Annotated in this window: 14 protein-coding genes; 7 read left to right on the top strand and 7 right to left on the bottom strand. The window is 32.6% G+C overall.

Features of this window, described 5'->3' with window-relative positions:
• Window positions 1-256: 256 nt before the first annotated feature.
• Window positions 257-1,318 (bottom strand): acyl-CoA reductase, encoded by a 1,062-nt coding sequence (locus E4J94_RS07530; protein ID WP_135835245.1) that lies wholly within the window; start codon window positions 1,316-1,318, stop codon window positions 257-259.
• 62 nt (window positions 1,319-1,380) lie between these two features.
• On the opposite strand from E4J94_RS07530, the gene E4J94_RS07525 reads away from it, so the two are divergent.
• The gene (locus tag E4J94_RS07525; protein WP_135835244.1) at window positions 1,381-1,731 is read left to right on the top strand and encodes a 4Fe-4S dicluster domain-containing protein; all 351 of its coding nucleotides are present in this window, start codon (window positions 1,381-1,383) and stop codon (window positions 1,729-1,731) included.
• Between the two features lie 172 nt (window positions 1,732-1,903).
• On the opposite strand, the gene gldG is transcribed toward E4J94_RS07525, so the two are convergent.
• Genes gldG through E4J94_RS07505 form a run of 4 tightly spaced genes read right to left on the bottom strand, consistent with a single transcriptional unit; the run spans window position 1,904 to window position 5,734 of the window.
• Window positions 1,904-3,571, bottom strand: coding sequence for a gliding motility-associated ABC transporter substrate-binding protein GldG (gene gldG, locus E4J94_RS07520; RefSeq protein ID WP_246034276.1), 1,668 nt, complete (start codon window positions 3,569-3,571; stop codon window positions 1,904-1,906).
• 4 nt (window positions 3,572-3,575) lie between these two features.
• Window positions 3,576-4,304, bottom strand: coding sequence for an ABC transporter permease subunit (locus E4J94_RS07515; protein ID WP_135835242.1), 729 nt, complete (start codon window positions 4,302-4,304; stop codon window positions 3,576-3,578).
• Between the two features lies 1 nt (window position 4,305).
• Window positions 4,306-4,851: a CopD family protein gene (locus E4J94_RS07510; RefSeq protein ID WP_135835241.1), complete on the bottom strand. Its 546-nt coding sequence runs from the start codon at window positions 4,849-4,851 to the stop codon at window positions 4,306-4,308.
• 40 nt (window positions 4,852-4,891) lie between these two features.
• Window positions 4,892-5,734 carry an SAM hydrolase/SAM-dependent halogenase family protein gene (locus tag E4J94_RS07505; protein WP_135835240.1) on the bottom strand — a complete coding sequence of 281 codons (843 nt, stop codon included), beginning with the start codon at window positions 5,732-5,734 and terminating at the stop codon, window positions 4,892-4,894.
• A 76-nt stretch (window positions 5,735-5,810) separates the two neighbouring features.
• On the opposite strand from E4J94_RS07505, the gene E4J94_RS07500 reads away from it, so the two are divergent.
• Window positions 5,811-6,785 (top strand): PhoH family protein, encoded by a 975-nt coding sequence (locus tag E4J94_RS07500; RefSeq protein ID WP_135835239.1) that lies wholly within the window; start codon window positions 5,811-5,813, stop codon window positions 6,783-6,785.
• A gap of 43 nt (window positions 6,786-6,828) precedes the next feature.
• Here the strand turns inward: E4J94_RS07500 and E4J94_RS07495 are convergent, their stop codons facing one another.
• A complete protein-coding gene (locus E4J94_RS07495; RefSeq protein ID WP_135835238.1) occupies window positions 6,829-7,206 on the bottom strand; it encodes a hypothetical protein in 378 nt (125 codons plus the stop codon).
• 119 nt (window positions 7,207-7,325) lie between these two features.
• Here E4J94_RS07495 and E4J94_RS07490 point away from each other — a divergent pair, with 119 nt between their 5' ends.
• Window positions 7,326-10,223, top strand: a complete 2,898-nt coding sequence (locus E4J94_RS07490) for a VIT domain-containing protein (RefSeq protein ID WP_135835237.1) — start codon at window positions 7,326-7,328, stop codon at window positions 10,221-10,223.
• Window positions 10,224-10,375: 152 nt separating this feature from the next.
• On the opposite strand, the gene E4J94_RS07485 is transcribed toward E4J94_RS07490, so the two are convergent.
• The gene (locus E4J94_RS07485) at window positions 10,376-11,902 is read right to left on the bottom strand and encodes a YifB family Mg chelatase-like AAA ATPase (protein WP_135835236.1); all 1,527 of its coding nucleotides are present in this window, start codon (window positions 11,900-11,902) and stop codon (window positions 10,376-10,378) included.
• Window positions 11,903-12,009: 107 nt separating this feature from the next.
• On the opposite strand from E4J94_RS07485, the gene E4J94_RS07480 reads away from it, so the two are divergent.
• From E4J94_RS07480 to E4J94_RS07465, 4 genes are all read left to right on the top strand, one after another.
• Window positions 12,010-12,483: a cytidine deaminase gene (locus E4J94_RS07480; RefSeq protein ID WP_135835235.1), complete on the top strand. Its 474-nt coding sequence runs from the start codon at window positions 12,010-12,012 to the stop codon at window positions 12,481-12,483.
• A gap of 55 nt (window positions 12,484-12,538) precedes the next feature.
• A complete protein-coding gene (gene pdhA / locus E4J94_RS07475; RefSeq protein ID WP_135835234.1) occupies window positions 12,539-13,540 on the top strand; it encodes a pyruvate dehydrogenase (acetyl-transferring) E1 component subunit alpha in 1,002 nt (333 codons plus the stop codon).
• A 5-nt stretch (window positions 13,541-13,545) separates the two neighbouring features.
• A complete protein-coding gene (locus E4J94_RS07470; protein ID WP_135835233.1) occupies window positions 13,546-15,147 on the top strand; it encodes a pyruvate dehydrogenase complex dihydrolipoamide acetyltransferase in 1,602 nt (533 codons plus the stop codon).
• 99 nt (window positions 15,148-15,246) lie between these two features.
• Window positions 15,247-16,188: a YihY/virulence factor BrkB family protein gene (locus E4J94_RS07465; protein ID WP_135835232.1), complete on the top strand. Its 942-nt coding sequence runs from the start codon at window positions 15,247-15,249 to the stop codon at window positions 16,186-16,188.
• Window positions 16,189-16,781 lie beyond the last annotated feature (593 nt).

The raw sequence follows: 16,781 nt of genomic DNA, 5'->3' as shown, positions 1-16,781 counted from the left end.
TGAAAGTGATACCTTTTTTATAATATTTAATTTTTATTAACGCTTCAATAACTAAGATTTGATTACAAATGCACTCATTTGTAATCTCCCGCTCGGGAAAGGATAAAATAAGTCTGTGTAATTTCCCGAGACATATGGAAAGGATAAATAGCCTATTGGGTACTATTATTCGTAAAGAAAAAAAGAATCCTTGGATTCTCTTTTTGTATTTATATAAGACGAAGACATTAAAATATAAATGTTAGCTTTCTAACATCTACAACTCAGCCAAAAAAAATAGCGTGTCAATATTATCGGCGTAATCGGTTAATCTTGGGAATTGTGTTTGCCCAAATTCAACATAATTCGGATTATCTTTCATATCGTTTCCTACCACGCATTGTATTTGATCTTCATTTTCGATCAAATAATTTTTTACATCATTTACATCTTCATAAACTTCAAAATTTACAACTGCAATTGGAGAATGTAAAGATGTATCTTTTTTCATTAGAACAAAATTATTGTCTAAAAATTCATCTTTTCCTAACAAAAATATTGCACGATTATAATCGTAATTATTTGCATATTTAGGATGATTAATCACATTGCCATAAGAAAAAATAGCTTCGAAAATTTTTGGTAATTGGGCTTCATCTTTTACATAAAGTTTAGTTACATTTCGACAACCTAATCCAAAATAAATGAATAAATCGTCACCCAATTTTTTTAACTCTTCATCAGTTTCTAAACCATTCAATACCGCAATTGAAGTTCTGTTTTTACGAATAATGTTAGGAACTTTACCAAAATATTGTTCAAAATAGCGTGCCGTATTATTACTTCCTGTTGCAATAACTGCATCAAAATTTTCTAATCGTTCAACAGTTTGAATAATCGATTTGAAATCTTCATCAATCGAATACAAATATTTTATCGCTAATTTGATTAATTTATCATCTTTAGACGAAGTTTTAATCAACGCATTATTTCCAGAAATAATAACAGAAAGCAAATCATGAAAACCGACCAAAGGTAAATTTCCAGCCATTATAATTCCAACATTTTTTGGTGTTTCAGCAAATGGATAATCTTTCGTCCAAGCTAATAAATTTTCTTCCGTTAAAGCTTCTGCCCAACTTTTCAAAGCTAAAGTAATATTATCTTTTGTAAACCAATTGTTATAGGCTTCTGCATCACTCACCGCATATTCAGCTTCTTCTTTCCAATTCTCGAATTTTTCTGTCAGTTTCTTGTCTTTAATCAAATCATTATTTATAATAAAATTAAAAAACTGCCCCAATTCGTTAAATGCTGAAATCCTTTGTTCAAATGTCATTTTTTCTGAAAATTAAATGTAATTTTGTACCTGCAAATGTAGGAAATAAAAAAACAGATACAATGGCTATAATTATTACAGATGAATGTATAAATTGTGGAGCTTGTGAGCCAGAATGTCCAAATAATGCAATTTATGAAGCTGCAGTAGATTGGAAATATTCTGATGGAACTTCTCTAACTGGAACTATTGTAAACGTAGATGGTGTTACTTTTGATGCTGATGCGGTACAAGATCCTGTTAATGATGAAGTTTATTACATTGTTCCCGATAAATGTACTGAATGTAAAGGTTTCCACGAAGAACCACAATGTGCAGCAGTTTGCCCTGTGGATTGTTGTGTGCCTGATGATAACCACGTAGAAAGCGAGGAGCGCCTTTTGAGCAAAAAAGCGTTTATGCACTTAGAGTAAAATCGTCACAACTTTACATATAAAAACCTCTCAATTTGAGAGGTTTTTTAGTTTTGGGCAATCCCTTCGGGCGGGCTTTCCGTTCCAATCTTTTTCTGAAGAAAAAGGATTTCCACTTCAATCCCTATTGCATTTTATTAATTTTCGAAACTCAAGCTTCGAAACTCGAGTTTTAAGTATATCTTCTCTTTCTTATCCAAAATCCAATTCCAGCGAACAAGCCAATAATAGCAGTTGGAATAAGTAGATTCATCATTTGCCAAGTAGATTTTTCTTGTAAAACAGTCGTTTCACTTAGCAACGGAATTTCTAATTTACGATTGCGTAAAGCCAAGAAATCAGAATCGCCTAATAAATAATCCATCGCATTCATTAAAAATGTTTGGTTCGCGTATGTTTTCGGTTTTCCATCTGGATTATCTGGGCGAACCGAAAATTTATTTTCTCCTAATTGCATTGGAATTCCTCTCCATAAAGCATTTTTCAAAACATCTCCGTCCGAAATGACTATCATTTTTCCATCGGTAGTTTTCGGTTTGAAATTCGGAAATTCTTTACGTTCGTAACGCGAAGCATAAGCCGAATTGAAATTCCCTTCTAACAAAACTGCCATCGGAATTTTTCCCATTTTATATTCTTCGGGATTTTCGATTTCTACTTCGTTTAATTGAATATAATTCAAAACAGGTTTCATCGAACTTTGTTCAGAAGAACTCAATAAAACGGTTTGTTTGATATTTGGATTTTTCAACAATTCGATAGGATTTGCAAATTGGAATAAAACCGGATCGATTGAACTTGTAATTGGATTTTCTTCTCCTTTAATTCCTAACTCAAAATAAGGCCAATTGTAATAATTGTAACTTGTATTTCCTGCAGTTTCACCATCAGCCAAAACAATTTGCGCACCATTCATATCCTTGATAACAGCCGGATGAATACGAACACCATAATTGAACAAGAAATCATTTAATTTCAAATCTCTTGGAAAAGCAACGATTTTTCCACTTCGGAAAATAGAATCCATTTCAGCATCGACAGTTTCCACTGCCATCATCATTTTTCCTCCATTCATGATATATTGATCCAAAACCAATTTATCCATATCAGAAAAAGGTAATGTAGGTTTTGCAACAATCAATGCATCAAAACGTTTCAAACTATCTAAATCTGAGGGGTGTAATGAAAATGATTTGTTTGCAATAGGACTAAGATAAATCTCTACATCATATTTTTCTGACAAAGCAGAACCTAATCCTTGAATATTTGCTTCTGGTAATTCATCATGATGAACGATAAAGCCAACTCGTTTGCGCTCAAAATTGGTTGCTTTCTGAATTTTTTCGGCAAATAAATATTCTAATTTTTCTGTTGAAGCCAACGCTAACTTTTCGAATGGAGTAGAAGGATCATTGACCAAAACCTCCATATAAGTCGATTTGTCGCCGTAAGTTAATTTTGCGTACGGATAAACATTCAAAATTCCTTTATCGGTTTTAATCGGAACTGGAGCCAATTTATTTTGCTCTAATTCGGCTTGTCCTAAATCGACAGGATCAACAAAAGAATAAGAAATATTGCTGTTTTTTTCGCGAAGTTCGTCTAATAAAAACTGAATTTCGTTCTTCAAAATTCTGTAATCACCCGTTAAATCTCCACCCAAAAGAATTTCAATTTTAAGCGGTTGTTTTACATTTTCTACCAATTTTTCGGTTGTAGAAGTTAACGTAAAACGTTTGTCTTTCGTCATGTCAATTCGCGTATAAAGAAATTGAGCGATGATAAAAAGCGCGATAAATGCGATGAAAGTAATTAGATGTTTTTTGTTTAATTTTTTCATGGCACTATTTTTTATTTTCAAGATTAACAATTGAAATTTGATTTAAAATTCCAATCAAAATCAAAAAGTAAAGTAAATCTCGTGTGTCAATAATTCCTTTCAAAAATTGGTTGTAATGTGTAAAACTTCCAATTTTTTGAACATAGAAATCCATCGAACCAAGCAAATTATATGACGCTAAACTTTCGAATCCATAGAAAATAATGAAGCAAAAGAAAACCGCCAATACATAAGCCATTACTTGATTTTTGGTAATAGAAGAAGTAAATAAACCAATTGCGGCGAATAAACTTCCTAAAAAGAAAAGTCCTAAATAGCCAGAAAAAATTGTTCCGTAATCTAGTTTTTGTTCAGGCATCAAAAATTCTTGCAACGTAATTGTGAACAAGAAAGTTGAAAGCAGACAAAAAACGACAACTGAAACGACAGCTAAATATTTGCCCCAAATAATTTGGTTTTTTTTTATAGGTAGTGTGAATAACCACAATAATGTGCCATTTGCTTGCTCTTCCGCGATTAATTTCATGGTTAAAGCAGGAATCATGAATAGAAAAATCCAAGGTCCAACAAAGAAAAAACTGCTTAAAGAAGCATTTCCTGTATTGAAAACATTGAATTCGTTATCAAAAAACCAAAGGAATAAAACCGAAACGATAACAAATGTCGCGGTTGCTAAATAAGCGGTGAAGCCTAAATAAAAATTGGAAAACTCTTTTTTGAAGATTGTCCACATGTTATTTTTTATTATTACGATTAATTAAACGCACAATAAGCATAAGTAGTATACCACAACCAAAGAAACTGACAATTGACCAATACCAATCTCGACCAAAATCTGTTTTTTGAATCACAGCAAACACGATAACAAATAATAAAATAGTCGCCAATTCGTTCATCATTCGCAGTTGAACAGAAGTGTATTTGAAAACTTTATTTTGGATTTGTTTCAACGTTCGCCAGCACCAAAAATGATAAATTAATAAAACACTTATCATTCCTAATTTACTTTTCATCCACGGCATTTGCAACAAACCTTGATTTTTATAAAGCATATTCAATCCCATTGTAATCAAAATAACCAAAGCAGGAGCGGTAATTACATTCCATAATTTTTTCTCCATGTAGGTATATTGATCCTGCAAAATTGATTTTTTTGGTTCTTCCATTTGTTGCGTTTCTGTATGATAAATCATCAAACGAACAATGTAAAATAAACCAGCAAAGTAACTTACCACGAAGATAACGTGTATTGCTTTGTATATTAAATAATTATAAGTCATATAGTTATTGTAAACTCTCTAATACTAAATTTTCTCAGCGTTAATTTTCAAATTCAATTGTAATTGTATCGTTTTTCTTTAATCCCATTAACTGATTCGCACCTCCTGATATGGTTGGATTACTTTTGTATAAAGTAACTTCTAAAAATCCTGCCGAATTAAACAAACACAATGTTCGCCCAAAAGCTTGCACTTCTTTGTTAAAATCTTGTACAACTTCGTTGTAGTGCTCATAAATAACAGTAATATCGGTCATCGAGAAATCTTTCTGACGAAGCAAAATTTTATATTTTCTGTCTTGTGCAATTTCATCGAAAAAATCTTTCGAAATATTACTCACAACATTCCCAAAATGATCAATATAAATCACATTTCCAATGATATATTTATCATCGCGATAAATTGGTTTCAATTCATTCAATTGCTTCATTTCGGTACGTTTGTTCCCTAAAAGAGCAGGAACTCCGCCGCGTGCCAAGTGACATGCAACTGGCACAAAACAATTTTTCATTGGAAATAGACTGTCTATTCCTTCTGGATAAGCAGTGATTTCGTAAATTTCTTCTGGTTGATTTTTTTGACAAATCAAGGATAAAATTCCATTATCTGCACAAATAAAATAATGATGATTGATTAATGCACAAATAGGCTTCTGATAAGGCGTACTTAAGGCATTAATCCCAATAATATGTATAGTTCCTTCAGGAAATTCTTCGTAAGAATTACGAATGATATAGGCAGCTTCAGATAAATCATAAGGATTAACATGATGCGAAATATCTACAATTGTAACATCGGCCAATTCCTTTAGAATTGCGCCTTTAACGCTAGAAACAAAGTAATCTTTGACTCCAAAATCCGATGTTAATGTAATAATTGCCACTATTCTCTAATAATTAGCAAATATATTGTTTATTATTCTTTATTTTTGTGTAAGTGAACCAAAAAAACAATCTCATTTGACAGAAATTAATATTGAATTAGCCGAAATTAATGCTCAAGATTTTTATGGTGCTAATAATGAACATCTAAAAAGAATCAAAGAATATTATCCAAAATTAAAGATTGTTGCTCGCGGAAGAGAGTTGACAGTGTTTGGAAATGAAGATATTCTGAAAGTTTTTGATCAAAAAATGCAGCGAGTAATCCAGCATATTCACAAATACAATCGACTATCTGATCGCGAACTCGAAATCATTATGACCGAAGATAATAATGAAATGCTTCAAATGAAAAAAGAAGATGAAATTATTGTACACGGTGTAAATGGTAAAATCATCAAACCTCAAACGCCTAATCAACAAAAGCTGGTACAAACTGTTTACAACAAGGACATGGTGTTTGCAATTGGACCTGCTGGTACGGGAAAAACCTACACGGCTGTTGCATTAGCGGTACAAGCGTTGAAGAACAAAGAAGTTCGCCGAATTATTATGACGCGACCTGCCGTAGAAGCTGGGGAAAATTTAGGATTTTTACCAGGTGATATGAAAGATAAATTAGATCCATATTTACAACCTTTGTATGATGCGTTGAAAGATATGATTCCGTTCGAGAAACTTTCGTCTTATACCGAAAAAGGAGTGATAGAAGTAGCGCCTTTAGCATTTATGCGCGGTCGAACGTTGGACGGAGCTTTTGTAATTCTTGATGAAGCGCAAAATACAACCTATGCTCAGATGAAAATGTTTTTGACGCGTATGGGAAAAAATTCTAAGTTTATTATTACTGGAGATCCTGGTCAGGTCGATTTACCACCAAAACAAAAATCTGGTTTACGTGAGGCGATTAATATATTGAAAGATGTAAAAGATATCGGATTTATTTATTTGGATGATAAAGATGTTGTTCGACACAAAATTGTTCGTGAAGTCTTGAAAGCTTACAAAGTGAGCGAAGATAAAGAGCGAGAAAAAATAGATATTAAAAAGTAAATCAAAAAGCCAATTGTTTCTAAGAGCAATTGGCTTTTTTTAGTTAAATATTTCCAGATACTTTTGTTCCGCTTAAATTTATATGATAATAATAAGGAGTTGGGCTAGTACTTGAAATACAATGGAAGATTCCACAAATATTAAAAGAACCATTTGAAGTACCGCTATCTCTGTTTTCATTATAAATTAAATTCCCACATGAATCATAAATATTGATTTCTAAATAATCTTGACCAGCTATTAAAAATCTGACTGGAGAAGTATAATAATTAAAATTACAATCGTCTCTTTTTATTGTTACAATATCTGAATTAAAAATGTTTTCAATTTTAAGGTTCGTTAATTGCTCAGATAAAGAAATAGGATTAGCAAATATTGATATAGGAATCAACATTAACATAGTTAAAATAAATTTTTTCATAAAAGTGTATTTTGTTAATATGTTTAAATATAGGTAATTAAATTGATAACTAAAAAATATTGTTTTTGCTCAACCAACCTTTTTGTAATTTGTTGCATCTAACTTACAAATCAAACAATATGAAAAAGTTATTTTCTTTTTTCTTCGTTTTTGTTGGAATACTTTTTTCTTCAAAAATAAATGCACAAGATATACGAATTGGAATTCCTCGTATTGAGATAGGATCACGTCCGGATGAAAAATCAGTGAGTTTGAAATCGATGGATGTACAAGTTGAGATTTTTGGAAATTTAGCCAAAACGACAACAACTTTAGTTTTTACAAATTCTTCAAGTCGAAATCTTGAAGGGAATTTAGTTTTTCCTTTGCCTGAAAACACGACTGTTAGTGGATATGCAATTGATATTAATGGAAAACTTCGAAATGCGGTTCCCGTTACAAAAGCGCGTGCGGTTGAGGTTTTTGAAAGTATTCAGAAGCAAAATATCGATCCAGGAATCATCGAAAAAGTAGAAGGGAATAATTTTCGCACTCGAATTTCTCCGATTCTAGCAAAAGGATCGCGTACGATTCAGTTGTCGTATTACCAAGAGTTGAAATTGGATAAATCATCATATCAATATCATTTGTCGTTAGATTCTTCGAAGAAAATCTCGAAGTTTAATTTAACAACAAAAGTGTATAGTGCTGCAGGAAAACCGCAATTAGTTGAAACGCCAGATGGTTCGTTCAATTTTTCAGAAAATAGTAATATATATGAAGCAAATCTATCAAAAACAGATTTTACGCCTAAAAAATCATTAATAATTAATCTTCCAAAATCGCCGAATAATGTAGAATCTTTTGTTCAAAAAAATGTGGATGGTTCGGTTTATTTTTATGCGAATTTATTGGTTGATGCAAAATCACACCCAAAAGTTTGGTCGAAAAATATCGGAATAATTTGGGATAATTCGTTAAGTGGTTTGAAACGAAATCATCAAAAAGAGTTAGAGTTTTTGGATAAAATCATTTCTCAACAAAAAAATCTGAATATTGAAGTTTCGTTGTTGAATATTTCTTTGGAAAAATCGAGATTGTTTCAAATTAAAAATGGTGATTGGTCAGAATTGAAAAAATATTTGGAAAATGTGACGTATGATGGAGCAACAAATTATGCGAAAATTCTTCCAACAAATCTGAAAGCAGACGAATATCTATTGTTTTCGGACGGAATTTCATCTTTTGGCTCGAATATTTTTAATGTCGATAAACCTTTCTATACAATTGCGTCTTCGTCGACTTCTAATTATGGTGTTTTGAAAATGATTGCGCAAAAAGCTGGAGGAAAATTTATCAATCTAAATGAAAATTCTGTAGAAAATGCGTTCAAACAAATCAATGAAAGTTCGGTTCAATTCTTAGGAATTATCAACAATACAGCGGGAGAAGTTTATCCTATTTCGACAAATAATGTGAACAATGGAATTTCTATTGCAGGAATTTCTCAGTATCCCAATGCAAAATTAACGATGATGTTTGGACGAAATGGAAAAGTGGAATTCAACAAAGAATTGGATTTGAGTAAAGCAACTAAAAATCTTGAAATCAGTAAAATTTGGGCGCAAAGTAAAGTGAATTATTTGGAATTGAATCCAGAGCAAAATAAAACAGAAATTGAAGAAATTGGGAAACAATTTTCGATTGTAACGTCGAACACAAGTTTGATTGTTTTGGAAAAAGTTTCGGATTATGTAAAGTATAAAATCAATCCACCAGCGGAATTGCAAAATGAATTTAATAAATTATCGAAAGAAGGTTTTGAACAAAAAGAAACTCGAAAAGCTGATTTGTTGAAAAATGCAATTGTGAAAGCAAAGGAATTGAAAGAGTGGTTGAAGAAAGATTTTAAATATGTAAAACCAAAATATCCAAAACCTGTTGCGGATTCTACTGATGTCGTAGTCGATGTAAGACTTGAAGATATGGCGCTTCCTGAACCAAGACCTATGACAGCAATGGAAGAGGTAGGAGCATCTTCAAATATGAGTATTAGAGGAGTTTTGAATTTTAATAGTTCCTCGGATAAAAAAATGAAGGATGAATCATTAGCTTCGGTTCCAGAAATTAAAATAATCAATGTAAAATCGGATAAAGAATACATGAAGTTGATAGAAGCGTCAAAAAATCCGTATCAAACTTATTTAGATTTGAGAAAAGATTATGCTGAAACGCCTGCGTATTATTTTGATGTTGCAACATTTTTCTTTCAGAAAAAAGAAAGAGAGACTGGTCTTAAAATTTTAAGTTCGATTGCAGATTTAGGATTGGAAGATGCCGAATTGTATAAAATGTTAGCGTATAAATTGAAAGAAATTGAGGAATATCAAACCGAATTATTTATCACGAAAAAAGTATTAGATTGGCGACCTTTTGATGCGCAAAGTTATAGAGATTATGCATTGGCGTTGCAAGATAATGAGCAATATCAATCGGCTTTAGAATATCTGTATAAAGTATTAACGAATGATTATTCAGTAGAAATTGCCAATCGCGATCGCGATATTACGGAGATTATTGTGCCTGAAATTAATAATTTGATTTCGCTTCATCGCAAAGAATTGAACTTATCAACAATTAATAAAGATATCATTGTTGAACTTCCAGTTGATATTCGTGTGGTGATGAATTGGAACAAAGATATGACTGATATTGATTTATGGGTGACCGATCCAAATGGAGAAAAATGTTTTTACGGACATCGTACAACTGCGATTGGAGGACGAATGAGCGAAGATGTTACACAAGGTTTCGGACCAGAACAATTTATGTTGAAAAAAGCGATTAAAGGAAAATATAAAATAGAAACGAATTTTTACGGAGAACGACAAATGAGTATTTCGGGACCAACAACTATTTCGGCAGAGATTTACTTAATGTATAGTTCAGGAAAACAAGTGAAGAAAATGATCACATTCCAAAATAATAAGCCAAATTCTGGCGGTGAAGGAATTTTGGTTGGTGAATTTGAATTTTAGTAAATGGAAAAGGAATCTTGAAAGAGATTCCTTTTTTTTGTCAAGCTGTATTTATTTCAACTTCTCTTCTTAACTTTGTTCAACTCCGATAATTCAAAAGGAGACGTATTTAATTATACATTTTACTTAATACATACTACATTTTACAACAATTACATCCACTGATTTCGATCCAAACTTCTGTACTGAATCGCTTCACTAATATGTTTCGAAAGAATAGTTTCAGAATTATCTAAATCAGCAATTGTTCGTCCGACCCTAATAATTCGGTCATATGCACGCGCAGAAAGATTTAATTTTTCCATGACAACTTTTATTAAATTCTTCGAATGATCATCTAAATCACAAAAAGCGTCCAACTCTTTTGGTCCCATTTGCGAGTTATAATGAACTTTTGTGTTTTCAAATCGTTTGGTCTGAATATTTCGTGCATTAATCACACGTTCACGAATCACAGCACTTTTTTCGCCACGACGTTCTTGCGACAAATCATCAAATGGAACAGGATTCACTTCGATATGTAAATCAATTCGATCCAAAAGTGGTCCAGAAATTTTATTCATATAACGTTGCATTTCTGCTAAAGAGGAAGTGTTGTTTGGATCATCCATAAAATAACCACTCGGACTTGGATTCATAGAAGCTACTAACATAAAACTCGCAGGATAATTCACGGTGAATTTCGCCCTCGAAATTGTGACTTCTCGATCTTCCAAAGGTTGACGCATAACTTCTAAAACAGTGCGCTTAAATTCGGGTAATTCATCCAAAAATAAAACACCATTATGTGCCAAAGAAATTTCGCCAGGTTGTGGATAAGAACCGCCGCCGACTAAGGCCACGTCAGAAATAGAATGATGCGGACTAGAATAAGGACGACTTACAATGAGTGATTTGTTAGATAATTTTCCAGCAACGCTATGAATTTTTGTTGTTTCGAGCGCTTCTTGAACAGTCATTTTAGGAAGAATAGAAGCAATTCGTTTGGCTAACATTGTTTTTCCACTTCCTGGAGGACCAATCAAAATAATGTTATGACCGCCAGCCGCTGCGATTTCCATCGCACGTTTTACATTTTCTTGACCTTTTACATCTGCAAAATCGAAAGGATAATTATTCATTTCACTAAAAAAATAATCATCTAAATTGACTTGATGAGGTTGCAAAATAATATCTCCGTTAAAATAATCAACAACTTCTCTGATGTTATCAACCGAAAAAACAACTATTCCTTCTACAACCGCTGCTTCGTCTGCGTTTTGTTTGGGTAAAATAATTCCTTCGAAACCTTCTTCTTTTGCTTGTATTGCAATCGGCAAGGCACCTTTTATAGGACGAAGTGAACCATCGAGTGATAATTCGCCCATCATTATATATTTATTGAGTTGTTCAGAATTTACTTGTTCCGAAGCTGCTAAAATTCCAATTGCGATAGGTAAATCATAGGCAGAACCTTCTTTTTGTAAATCTGCTGGCGCCATATTAATTGTGATTTTTTTACCAGGTAATTTCAAATCAGAATTTTTTAGTGCAGCATTTATTCTAAAATTACTTTCTTTTATTGCGCTATCAGGCAAACCAACTAAATGATAACCGACACCTTGATCAATATTAACTTCCACAATAATGGTTTGTGCGGAAACTCCGAAAATAGCACTTGCAAAAATTTTTACCAACATAAAATATTTTTTTATAAATTTACTTCCTTTTTCTATTGAATAAAATAGCTGAAAGGATTTAAGTATTTAATAATTAATTAAATAACACACTTTGGTGTGGATTCTATATGAAAAAAGAAAAATATTCTTTTGAATTTGAACGATTCGAGAGTAAATCTGAGCTTGCAGCAGAACAAAAAAAAGTAGTAGAAGAAGCTTATGATATTTCGTTGAATGCATATGCGCCTTATTCTAATTTCAATGTTGGAGCATCTGTTCAATTAGAAAATGGAGAAATTTTTTCGAGTTCAAATCAAGAAAATGCTTCCTACCCAGTCGGAACTTGTGCCGAAAGAGGTTTATTGGCTTATGTAAATGCAAACTTCCCAAATATTAAAATTGAAAAATTGGCTGTTTCTACACCAAATGTTAATTATCCGTTGCCTCCATGTGGAATGTGTCGTCAATATATTTTAGAGATGGAGAAGAAACAAGGGCAGGATATAGAGATTATTTTATCAGGAAATGAGGGAGAGGTTTTTGTTTTGAATTCTGCTAAAGATTTACTTCCATTACACTTTACAGACGAATTTTTAGGGTAGCAATTTTGTACACTAAATAGATTAGTTTAAATTTGTTCAACGGAATTGTGCAATTATGGAAAAATTAACTCAAGAAACGTACCTACAATGGTATCGTGATATGACTTTTTGGCGCCGCTTTGAAGATAAGTGTCGTTCATTATATTTAAAACAAAAAATTAGAGGTTTCTTACATTTATATAATGGTCAAGAAGCTTTACCTGCTGGTTTTTTGCATGCTATGAAATCAGGTGATAAAGTCATTACAGCTTATCGTTGTCATGTTTGGCCTATAGCATTAGGGGAAGATCCAAGAAGATTAATGGCGGAAATAACAGGTAAAACAGATGGTACTTCACATGGTTTAGGAGGATCTATGCACTTTTTTAGTAAAGAGCATGGTTTTTACGGAGGTCATGGTATTGTAGGAGGTCAAATTCCTTTAGGTGCAGGTATGGCTTTTGGTGATAAGTATAACGATAAAGATCATGTAACTATTTGTTTGATGGGAGATGGAGCTACTCGTCAGGGAACATTACATGAAACTTTTAATATGGCAATGAATTGGAAATTACCAGTTGTTTTTGTCTGTGAGAATAATCAATATGCTATGGGAACTTCTGTTTCTCGTACTGCAAATCATGAAGATGTTTGGAAATTAGGTTTAGGTTATGAAATGCCTTGTATGCCTGTAGATGGGATGGATCCTGTAAAGGTGGCGGAAGCTGCTTATGAAGCTATCGAACGTGCTCGTCGTGGTGATGGACCAACTTTCTTAGATGTGCGTACATATAGATATAGAGGGCATTCAATGTCTGATGCAGAGCCTTATCGTACAAAAGAAGAGGTAGAAGAATACAAACAAGAAGATCCTATCTTGAACGTAGAGAATCATATTTTAGTAAATAACTGGGCTACTAGAGAACAATTAGATGCAATTGTAGAAGATATGAAATTGAAAGTTGAAGAGTGTGTAGATTTTGCTGAAAACTCTCCATTTCCAGACGAAGAAATTTTATATAAATATAATTATTCCGAACCAAATTATCCATTCTTAGATAAAATCGAAAACAACTAAAAACCATGGCAGAAATTATTACAATGCCTCGCTTAAGCGATACAATGGAAGAAGGAACTGTTGTAAAATGGCACAAAAATGTAGGAGATAAAATTGCTGAGGGTGATATCTTAGCAGAAATCGAAACAGATAAAGCAATCCAAGAATTCGAATCAGAATTTGACGGAGTATTATTATATCAAGGTGTTGCAGAAGGTGTATCAACAAATGTTGATGAAATTTTAGCAATCATCGGAAATGAGGGAGAAGATATTTCAGGTTTAATCGGAGGTGGAGCAAAAGCAACTACTGAAGTGAAAGAAGAAAAATCAACTCCCAGCGAAACAAAAACAGAAGAAGCAAAACCTGCTTCAGAAATTCCTGCAAATGTGGAAGTAATTACAATGCCTCGTCTTTCTGATACAATGGAAGAAGGGACTGTAGTTGTTTGGCACAAAAATGTTGGAGATCAAGTTGCGGAAGGTGATATTTTAGCAGAAATTGAAACAGATAAAGCTGTTCAAGAATTCGAATCAGAATTTGATGGTGTTTTATTATATCAAGGAGCTAAAGTGAACGAGCCTGCTCCAGTAGACACCGTTTTGGCAATTATTGGTGAAGCTGGTACTGATGTTTCTGCAATTGTAGCAAACGGAGGTAAAGTTGCTGTTTCAGTAGCTTCTACAGAAGTTGTTGATGACGAAAAACCAGTAGTTGTTCAATTAGATGTAAATAATAAGGTTGAAGAAACTTCTTCTGATCGTATTTTTGTATCGCCTTTAGCAAAAACAATTGCAAAAGATAAAGGAATTGATTTAGCTGAGGTTAAAGGTTCTGGTGATAACGGACGTATCGTGAAAAAAGATATCGAAAATTATCAACCATCTGCTCAACCAAAAGCGGAAGCAAAATCTGAATCAGTTAAACCTGCTCAAACTTTTGTTTCTGGAGAAGATAAAGTGATTCCAAATTCTCAAATGAGAAAAGTTATCGCAAAACGTTTGGCTGAATCTAAATTTACTGCTCCTCATTATTATTTAAATGTTGAGTTGGATATGGATAACGCAATCGAAGCGCGTAAACAATTAAACTCTGTTCCAGATACTAAAATTTCGTTCAACGATATGGTTGTTAAAGCGTGTGCAATGGCGTTGCGCAAACATCCAGCTGTAAATTCTACTTGGACAGATGCAGAAATTATTCAACACGGAGATATCAATATCGGTGTTGCAGTAGCTGTAGAAGATGGTTTATTGGTTCCTGTAGTTAAAAATACAGATCAAAAATCATTTGCTCAAATTTCTGCTGAGGTTAAAGATTATGCAGGTCGTGCAAGAGATCGTAAATTAAAAGCTGACGAAATGGATAAATCTACTTTCTCAGTTTCTAACTTAGGAATGTTTGGAATCGAATCATTCACATCGATTATCAATCAACCAAACTCTTGTATCTTATCAGTTGGTGCAATTATTCAAAAACCAGTTGTAAAAGACGGACAAATTGTAGTTGGTAACACAATGAAATTGTCTTTAGCTTGTGATCACAGAACAGTAGACGGAGCAACAGGTGCACAATTCTTACAAACATTAAGAATGTACATCGAAAATCCTGTTACAATGTTAGTGTAAGCTAAGATTTAAGATATATTTTTAAAGACCATTCATCGAATGGTCTTTTTTTTGTTATAGATTTTATGAATTTGTATCTTTAATCTCTAAACCAATTTAATGAAGCAACTAAAATTCTACTTTAATATTTTAAAACAGACAATTGTTGAATTTGGTGAAGACCGAATTATGAAATTGAGTGCTTCGTTAACGTATTACGCATTGTTTTCACTTTCTCCATTAATTCTGATTGTAATTTCCAGTGCAAGTTTATTCTTTAAGAAAGATGCTATCGAAAACCGAATGTTTTATGAGCTTAAAAATATTGTTGGTCCAGATGTCGCTTTAGCTGTACAAAATTTTGTCACAAATTCTACCATTTCAGGAGATAGTTCGCTTGCTTTATATATAGGTATTGGAATTTTGATTTTTGGTTCCACAACAATGTTCACCGATATGCAAGATAGTCTCAATCTCATTTGGCGTGTCGAGGCAGTTCCGAGAAGAGCGTGGTTAAAATTTGTAATCAACAGAGGGCTTTCGTTTCTTATTATTCTATCGCTTGGAATTGTACTTATCGCAACGGTAATTCTCAACAGTGTTTTGGTTTCATTTGGTGAAGAAATTTTCAGTCTTTTCGAACTCGATACCATTATGACAAAGACCACAGTGATCCTACTTAATAATACATTGAGTATTTCAATCTCGATTTTGATATTTTATATTCTCTTCAAAATTCTTCCTGATGCACGTATCAAATCAAAGCCAGCTTTTGTTGGAGCGGTTTTTACTGCGATTCTATTCTTTATTGCAAAATATTTGATTGGTATTTATATAGCAAACTCAAAATATTCTACCATTTTTGGGTCGGCAGGTTCGTTGGTTATTCTTTTGTTGTGGATTTATTATGTTGCAACAATTCTATATTTCGGCGCAAAATTCACAAAAGTATTTGCCGAAGCTAAAGGTTACCCTATTATTCCAAAAAGAAATGCGAAGCTCAGAAAAGTATCTTTTATTGATCATATTGCAGAAAAACACGATTACGAAAGTATCGATTAATGATTTATTTTTGAATAAAGAATTCTCGATTCGCGAGAATTTTTCCTGATTTTATAACCACAGAGTATTCGCTGCTGCTTTGCTTAATTCAGCAAACCATCACTATCTAATCATTCCTTGTAGTAAAAATTATATATCATTTAGTCATGCTGCCCCCATTTCCGTATTGAATCTAAAGAATAATTAAAATATATTTTTATAAAAAGAAACTATTTTATCTTATAATAAATGATATCAAAATTATCCTTGCTGAAAAGTCGAGAGTCAATTCGGCGTAATGAGCGTTAAAATTGTTTCCACTTTGGCTACAACTCTTCTTTATTTTACAACCACAAAGTATCCATTTACTAGATTGAACAGGTGTTTTTGTATTGAAAAGTTAGTTATTTGATAAAACTTTCAAAAAATATTTTACGTTGTACCAATCACTTAAGGAAATAATGTAAAATAAATGTAAAGTATGTTTGGAAAAACGAATAATCCAACCGTATATTTGCAATCCCAATACGAAAGACGAGTAGTATTGTAGTTGACATAAGGGCTTATATAGCGACAAAAATTTATTTAAAATAAAATTTGCGAGTTTAGAAATA

The sequence above is a fragment of the Empedobacter tilapiae genome, assembly GCF_004785645.1.
Lineage (GTDB): Bacteria > Bacteroidota > Bacteroidia > Flavobacteriales > Weeksellaceae > Empedobacter > Empedobacter tilapiae.
The sequence above is the reverse complement of the archived record's forward strand: the minus strand, read 5'-3'. Positions and strand labels throughout refer to the sequence as shown.

Bases quoted from the DNA above. Each gene is read 5' to 3' on its own strand.
- E4J94_RS07530 (WP_135835245.1), bottom strand. From the start codon at position 1,318: ATGACATTTGAACAAAGGATTTCAGCATTTAACGAATTGGGGCAGTTT.
- E4J94_RS07525 (WP_135835244.1), top strand. From the start codon at position 1,381: ATGGCTATAATTATTACAGATGAATGTATAAATTGTGGAGCTTGTGAG.
- gldG (WP_246034276.1), bottom strand. From the start codon at position 3,571: ATGAAAAAATTAAACAAAAAACATCTAATTACTTTCATCGCATTTATC.
- E4J94_RS07515 (WP_135835242.1), bottom strand. From the start codon at position 4,304: ATGTGGACAATCTTCAAAAAAGAGTTTTCCAATTTTTATTTAGGCTTC.
- E4J94_RS07510 (WP_135835241.1), bottom strand. From the start codon at position 4,851: ATGACTTATAATTATTTAATATACAAAGCAATACACGTTATCTTCGTG.
- E4J94_RS07495 (WP_135835238.1), bottom strand. From the start codon at position 7,206: ATGAAAAAATTTATTTTAACTATGTTAATGTTGATTCCTATATCAATA.
- E4J94_RS07490 (WP_135835237.1), top strand. From the start codon at position 7,326: ATGAAAAAGTTATTTTCTTTTTTCTTCGTTTTTGTTGGAATACTTTTT.
- E4J94_RS07485 (WP_135835236.1), bottom strand. From the start codon at position 11,902: ATGTTGGTAAAAATTTTTGCAAGTGCTATTTTCGGAGTTTCCGCACAA.
- E4J94_RS07480 (WP_135835235.1), top strand. From the start codon at position 12,010: ATGAAAAAAGAAAAATATTCTTTTGAATTTGAACGATTCGAGAGTAAA.
- pdhA (WP_135835234.1), top strand. From the start codon at position 12,539: ATGGAAAAATTAACTCAAGAAACGTACCTACAATGGTATCGTGATATG.
- E4J94_RS07470 (WP_135835233.1), top strand. From the start codon at position 13,546: ATGGCAGAAATTATTACAATGCCTCGCTTAAGCGATACAATGGAAGAA.
- E4J94_RS07465 (WP_135835232.1), top strand. From the start codon at position 15,247: ATGAAGCAACTAAAATTCTACTTTAATATTTTAAAACAGACAATTGTT.